The sequence below is a fragment of the Streptomyces sp. CRN 30 genome (assembly GCF_034105845.1).
This window is the reverse complement of sequence record NZ_JAVRHI010000048.1, coordinates 1-6185: the sequence shown is the minus strand read 5'-3', so window position 1 is coordinate 6185 and position 6185 is coordinate 1. Positions and strand designations below refer to the sequence as shown.

The window sequence follows — 6185 nt, the reverse complement described above, 5'->3', positions numbered from 1 at the left end:
GCGGCCGGGGCCGTGGGGGCGCCGAACGCCGGGGGCGCCTGGGACTCGGCGGGCGGAGCGAAGGCGGGCGGGGCGAAACCGGGCACGGCGCCCGCGGCCGGCTGCTCCGGCAGGGCGGGTTCCTCCTCGGCCACCTCACCGCCGAAGTTCCGCAGCAACGCGTCCAGACCGCCGTCGAAGCCCTGGCCGACAGCCGCGAACCGCCAGACGTCCTTCAGGTAGAAGTCGCCCAGCATCACGGCGCGCTCGGTGGTGAACTCCGAGCCGTCGAACGGGTAGCGGGCGACTTCCTCGCCGCCCGCGACGATGCGGATGTACCCGGGTCCGACCTGCGACATCTGTCCGGCGCCGTCGAGCGTCGCCGTGAAGGACAGCTTCTGGATCGCTTGCGGTATCCGGTCGAGCGTCACCCGGAACGACTCCGTGTCGCCCGCCTGCGCGCCCAGGAGCTGGACGGCCTCCTCCGGTGACTTCGGCTGGTTGTAGAAGATGAAGTACCGGTCGTCCGAGAGCCGTTCGTCGGCGTCCAGACCGAAGCAGCTGATGTCGAAGGTCAGCCCGGGGCCGGCGATCTGCACGCCTACGTACAGATCCGTGCCCGCCGTCAGATCACTGATCCTGGCCTTGTGGCCGCGTTGGAATTCCCTGGCCATGCGTACGACCGTCCCCCATCCCGAAATACAAGTGCGTCGCGCCAGGCTAACGGCTGGGTCCGACACCGGCCGAGACCGGTACCGACCCGGTACACAACCCGCCGTGACGGCCATCGGCACCCCGCGCGGGGAAGAACCACCCCGGTGTTCCCGCGCGGGGAAGAACCACCCTGGCGTCCCCGCGCGGGGAGGCCCTAGCGTTCCCGCGCGCCGGGCAGGTGCGGCAGCCGGTCGGCGGCGACCACGCCCTCCAGGTAGCCGCGGGCGCGTTCGGTGCGCGGGTAGCCGTCCAGCAGACGCCAGAAGCGGGGACCGTGTCCGGGAACGAGCAGGTGCGCCAGCTCGTGCAGCAGCACGTAGTCGACGACGTACTCGGGCATCCCCTGGAGGCGGTGCGACAGCCGGATGCTCCCCTCCGCGGGGGTGCACGAGCCCCAGCGCGTGTTCTGGTTCGTGACCCAGCGCACCGAGCTGGGCCGCGCGCGTCCCTCGAAGTACTGGGCCGACAGCCGCTGCGCGCGCTCCGCCAGCTCGGTGTCGCCGAGGACGCGCTTGCTCTCCTGCGCCGCCAGCTTGTCGAGCATGACGCTCACCCAGCGCTGCTCCTCCGCCTCGGACATCCGGGCGGGGATCAGCACGACGGTGCGGTCGCCCTCGCGGTAGGCGGAGACCGTCCTGCGGCGGCGGGTGCTTCTGCGGACCTCGATCGCGCGCGCACCCGAGCCACTGGGCGGCGGACTCGTCGGCAGGCGTTGGGGCGTTCCGGCGCGGTGCAGTGGGTCGGCGGACACGCCCCGACGTTACCCGCTGTACCCGGGGAAGTCCCGGTTCCGGGACGGTTGGATACCGCCTCGATGCCCTCAGCGACACCGTTACCGGTGTGACCAGTACGACGAATACCCCCCGCCTGTGGATAACTTCCCGCCCGTGTCGGCGGGACCGTGCATGCTGGCACTCGTCGGCCCGGCTGCGGCCACCGGACCGGCACCGGGAGCACCAGTGGAAGTACCAGCACGTACGGGGGACCTGTCATGCATCCGATGGTGAAGCCCGCGCTGCGGCGCGGCTGGCGTGATCTCAACACCGTCCAGTTCGGGATGACGCCGGCGCACGCGCTGACGCTCGGCCCGGTGGACACGGCGACGGGCAGCTTCATGGAACTGCTCAACGGCACCCGAGGGCTGCCGCTGCTGCGTGCGGAGGGACGCCGGATGGACCTGCCGGACGGCCATGTCGACCTGGTGGTGGAGCGGCTGAGCAGAGCCGGGCTCCTTGATGACGCCCGGGGCGGGGGCCCGGCCGCCGACGCCCTCCGCGCGGACAAGGAGACCTTCGACCGGCTCCGCCCGGACCTGGCGACCCTGTCCCTGACGACGTCCCGGCCGGGGGACGCCCTCGGCCGGCTGGCCGCCCGCCGCGCCCACCGGGTGCAGGTCAGAGGCGCGGGCCGGGTCGGCGCCCTGCTGGCGTCGCTGCTGTCGGGTGCCGGGATCGGCGAGGTCGACGTGCGTGACGGCGGATGCGTCGAGCCGTGGGACGTGGGCCCCGGCGGGCTTCCCGCCGAGGCCGTGGGCGACCGCCGTGACACGTCCGCCCGCCGTGCCGTGCGCCGCGCGGCCCCGGGCCGCCCGTCCCGTCGTACGACCGGGACCGTGTCCGAGGACGGCGGGCAGGGGTACTCCCTCGTGATCGTCGCCCCGCGCGACGACGTCGCCGTGCACGCGCCCCCACCGTCCGCCGCGGACTCCCTGATGGCCTCCGGCACACCCCACCTGTACGCCGGTGTGGTGGAGGCCACGGGCGTCGTCGGCCCCTTCGTCCTGCCCGGCGAGACGGGGTGCGCGGGCTGTCTGCAGGAGAGCCGCACCGACCGGGACCCGACCTGGCCCCGCCTGATCACCCAGTGGCGCTCCGGAAGGCAGCGCCGGGCACGGCCCTGTGACCTGGCGCTGGCCACCACGGTCGCAGGACTGTCGGCCGCCCACGCCCTGGCGTTCCTCGACGGCCGCACGCCCTCCAGCGCCGGTGCGCGCTGGGAGGTCGCACTGCCCGGTCTGACCTGGCACGCACGGCCGGTGGCGGCCCATTCCTCGTGCCCCTGCGGAGCGGCGGCGGAAACCGAGGGGAAAGGTGAGCGGGAACACGCCCCCGAGGACGGGGAGCGGCGCGCGACAATGAGGGAGCGACGGCCGTCGACCGGAGCACGATGTGAGGCAGGGGCGGCGCGGCCGGCTGGGACTTGGAGGGCGCATGTCTGATCTTCCGCGGAAGGCGGTCACCCGGACCGCCAAGCTCGCCGCGCTCCCGCTCGGCTTCGCCGGACGGGCGACCTGGGGGCTCGGCAAACGGATCGTGGGCGAGTCCGCCGAGATCGTCGGCCAGCAGTTGCAGCAGCGCACCGCCGAGCAGCTCTTCAAGGTGCTGGGGGAGCTGAAGGGCGGCGCCATGAAGTTCGGCCAGGCCCTCTCCGTCTTCGAATCGGCTCTGCCCGAGGAGATCGCCGGTCCCTACCGGGCGGCGCTGACGAAGTTGCAGGAGGCCGCCCCGCCGATGCCGACGCGCACGGTGCACACCGTGCTCGCCCAGCGGCTGGGCGAGGACTGGCAGGAGCTGTTCCAGGAGTTCGAGGACAAGCCCTCGGCGGCGGCCTCGATCGGCCAGGTGCACCGAGGGGTGTGGCACGACGGCCGGGAGGTCGCGGTCAAGGTCCAGTACCCGGGAGCCGGCGAGGCCCTGCTCTCGGACCTCAACCAGCTCGGCCGCTTCGCCCGTCTGCTCGGTCCGCTCGTCCCGGGCCTGGATGTGAAGCCGCTGATCGCGGAGTTGAAGGACCGGGTCTCGGAGGAGCTGGACTACGGCCTGGAGGCGCAGGCCCAGCGGACCCACGCCGAGGAGTTCGCGGACGACCCGGACATCCTGGTGCCGGACGTGGTCCACCAGTGCGACCAGATATTGATCACCGAGTGGATCGACGGGGTGCCGCTGTCGGAGGTCATCGCGGACGGTACTCCCGAGCAGCGCGACCGGGCCGGTCAGCTCCTGGCCCACTTCCTCTTCGCGGGCCCGGCCCGCACCGGCCTGCTGCACGCCGACCCGCATCCCGGCAACTTCCGGCTGCTGCCCGGCGGCCCCGCCGGCGCGGACGACTGGCGGCTCGGCGTGCTGGACTTCGGCACGGTCGACCGTCTGCCGGGCGGCCTGCCGGACATCATCGGCGACTGTCTGCGGATGGCCCTGGAAGGCGAGGCGGAGGCGGTCTACGAGGAGCTGCGCTCGGAGAACTTCGTCAAGGAGGAGGTCGAGCTTGACCCCGACGAGGTCCTCGACTATCTCCTGCCGATCATCGAACCGGCCGAGGTCGACGAGTTCACCTTCTCCCGCGGCTGGATGCGCGGCCAGGCCGCGCGCATCGGTGACATCCGCTCCCCCGCCTACCAGCTGGGCAAGCAGCTCAACCTGCCGCCCGCCTATCTGCTGATCCACCGGGTGACCCTGAGCACGATCGGCGTGCTGTGCCAGCTGGGGGCGACCGTGCGGCTGCGGCAGGAGCTGGAGGACTGGCTGCCGGGCTTCGTACCGGAGGAGCCCGAGGACGCCGAACGTATGGACGAGACTGAGCAGGAGCCGGAGACGGAGACAGCGGCGGAGGCCTGACCGGCACGGATCACCGGCGCGGGCCCCGGGGGAGCAACACAGCGCCGCGGGGGCCGGCCCGTGTGGACGGACCGGCCCCCGAGGAGAGCTTCGCCTCCCTGGTCGGGAGGCCACCGCTTCAGGTGTGATCGTCGGTTACTGCATCACGGCCATCGCCAGCGCCCGGCGGGCGCGCATCGAGGCGCGCTCCGCCCGGCGCTGCATCCGGCGGGCGGCCGCCAGGCGCATGGCCCGGCGTTCCCGCTCGGCGGCGTGCAGTCGCTCGTGCATATGCGCACGGGCCAGGGCTTCTGGGATGAGTTGCATCTCTCGGGTCCTGTTCTGGCGCGAGTCGTTCGCGCCGTTCACGGCGGAGTCTTCGGGTGCGGAGCCCGCGGGCTCGTGGGTGGACGGCTTCATCGGGGCCTGCTTCGTGGGGTCGTACGTGAGGGGACGGTCGATCGTGCCTGCGGTGTTCATGCCGTGACCGGGTTCTTGCGCGGGCGGCCACGCGGCCGCTTCCGGGCGACGACAACGCCCTGCACGAACAGCTCGCCACCCCAGACGCCCCAGGGCTCACGCCGCTCCTTGGCGCCGGCGAGGCAGGCCTCGACCAGCGGGCAGGTGCGGCACAGGGACTTGGCGTACTCGACGTCCGCGGGCGACTCGGCGAAGAAGACCTCCGGGTCGTAGGAGCGGCACGGGACGGGCACGCCGAGGTTCTCGATGGCGTCGTCGAGCGCGGTGAGCGCGGTGAGCGGGGTCAAGGTCGGGTCCTCCGTGGAGCCGGGCTTCGGGATGGTGCCGGAAGGTGGTACGGACGGGGCGTGCGCTTCGAGTTGCACGGTTCGTCTTCCTCGTCTGGTCGGTCCGGCCGATCGGCCGGGGCGGCTTGGTACCGGGTCTGCAGTTGTCCCGAGGCCCCTTCGTCCTGTCGCACCCGTTCGGGCAAAACAGAAGGGCCGCGGATCCCGGGTGGGGTTCCGCGGCCCTGAAGGCGCCGGCCTGATCAGATCAGGCTGGATCACTCCAGGGTTCTGGCCCACGGAAGGCCCACATCAGGTGGTGGTGCGTCGTCTGCTTCCGGAATCCGGCACCGGCCGCCGCAAAGGCATAGGCCTGCGCCTGTGCCACTACTGCCGCTTCCAGTGCCTTGGTCGGTCGCTCATCGCGCTCACGGACGGGAAGGCCCGAGAGAACAGGGGAGGACGCCGGACGCACGGCACGAATGCCGGACAGACCGGTGCCCGGGTTGGAGGCACCGAGGATGCACAGGGAGACGGTCGAGCGATCGGTCAGTTTGCTGACGGAGCTGTTGTTGATGCTGATCACTGGACTCGCCTCCTCTCGGCGTCTCAGAGGACCGGTCCGACCGGTCCTGCGGGTATGCAAGTACAACACGGATTCAGGGCCTCCGGGAAGGCCGCTGTTCCCGTGTCCAAGAACCTATGGGGATTGCTGGGGCATGCGCAAACTATTTTTTCGACGAGTCGCGCTCAGTCGTCGTCGACCGTCGCGTCGACGTCCTGACCGGCGCAGATGGCCAGGACATCGGCTCCGTAGCGGGTGAGCTTGCGCGCGGTCACGCCCGGGATGCGGACCAGCTCGCGCTCGTCCTCGGGGACGTTCTCGGCGATCGCCATCAGTGTCTTCTCGGTGAAGACGCAGAACGCGGGCTGTCCGCTCCGTCCCGCCTGCACCTCGCGCCAGGCGCGCAGCCGCTCGTAGACGCCCTCGTCCATGTCGGAGGGGCAGTCCTCGCAGCGCATCAGCTTCATCTCGCCGGCGTCGGTCAGCGTGCGCCCGCAGACCCGGCAGCGGGCCGGGGCGCGCTGGGCGCGCCGCAACGGCGCGGGGACGCCCGCGGGACGGCCTCCGCTGCCCCGCTCCACTCCCCCG

At 72.0% G+C, this 6185-nt stretch carries 8 protein-coding genes; 2 read left to right on the top strand and 6 right to left on the bottom strand.

Annotated elements, in window-relative coordinates:
* Together UW392_RS04975 and UW392_RS04970 are read right to left on the bottom strand one after the other, a co-directional pair.
* Positions 1–653, bottom strand: a 653-nt coding sequence (locus tag UW392_RS04975; protein ID WP_320773627.1) for a TerD family protein, incomplete at its 3' end; no start/stop codon positions are given.
* A gap of 194 nt (positions 654–847) precedes the next feature.
* Positions 848–1444 carry a M48 family metallopeptidase gene (locus UW392_RS04970; protein WP_320773626.1) on the bottom strand — a complete coding sequence of 199 codons (597 nt, stop codon included), beginning with the start codon at positions 1442–1444 and terminating at the stop codon, positions 848–850.
* Between the two features lie 240 nt (positions 1445–1684).
* Between UW392_RS04970 and UW392_RS04965 the strand changes: the two genes are divergently transcribed.
* Both UW392_RS04965 and UW392_RS04960 read left to right on the top strand, forming a co-directional pair.
* Positions 1685–2911, top strand: a complete 1227-nt coding sequence (locus UW392_RS04965; protein ID WP_320773625.1) for a ThiF family adenylyltransferase — start codon at positions 1685–1687, stop codon at positions 2909–2911.
* Positions 2904–4307, top strand: coding sequence for an AarF/ABC1/UbiB kinase family protein (locus UW392_RS04960; RefSeq protein WP_320773624.1), 1404 nt, complete (start codon positions 2904–2906; stop codon positions 4305–4307). Before UW392_RS04965 ends, UW392_RS04960 begins: the two co-directional genes overlap by 8 nt.
* A gap of 135 nt (positions 4308–4442) precedes the next feature.
* Here the strand turns inward: UW392_RS04960 and UW392_RS04955 are convergent, their stop codons facing one another.
* From UW392_RS04955 to UW392_RS04940, 4 genes are all read right to left on the bottom strand, one after another.
* Positions 4443–4766 carry a hypothetical protein gene (locus UW392_RS04955; protein WP_320773623.1) on the bottom strand — a complete coding sequence of 108 codons (324 nt, stop codon included), beginning with the start codon at positions 4764–4766 and terminating at the stop codon, positions 4443–4445.
* Positions 4763–5131 (bottom strand): WhiB family transcriptional regulator, encoded by a 369-nt coding sequence (locus UW392_RS04950; protein ID WP_320773622.1) that lies wholly within the window; start codon positions 5129–5131, stop codon positions 4763–4765. The genes UW392_RS04955 and UW392_RS04950 overlap by 4 nt, the downstream gene beginning before the upstream one ends.
* Positions 5132–5300: 169 nt before the next feature.
* On the bottom strand, positions 5301–5618 hold the full coding sequence (locus UW392_RS04945; protein ID WP_320773621.1) for a hypothetical protein: 318 nt from the start codon (positions 5616–5618) through the stop codon (positions 5301–5303).
* Between the two features lie 164 nt (positions 5619–5782).
* Positions 5783–6185, bottom strand: a 403-nt coding sequence (locus UW392_RS04940) for an HRDC domain-containing protein (RefSeq protein WP_320773620.1), incomplete at its 5' end; no start/stop codon positions are given.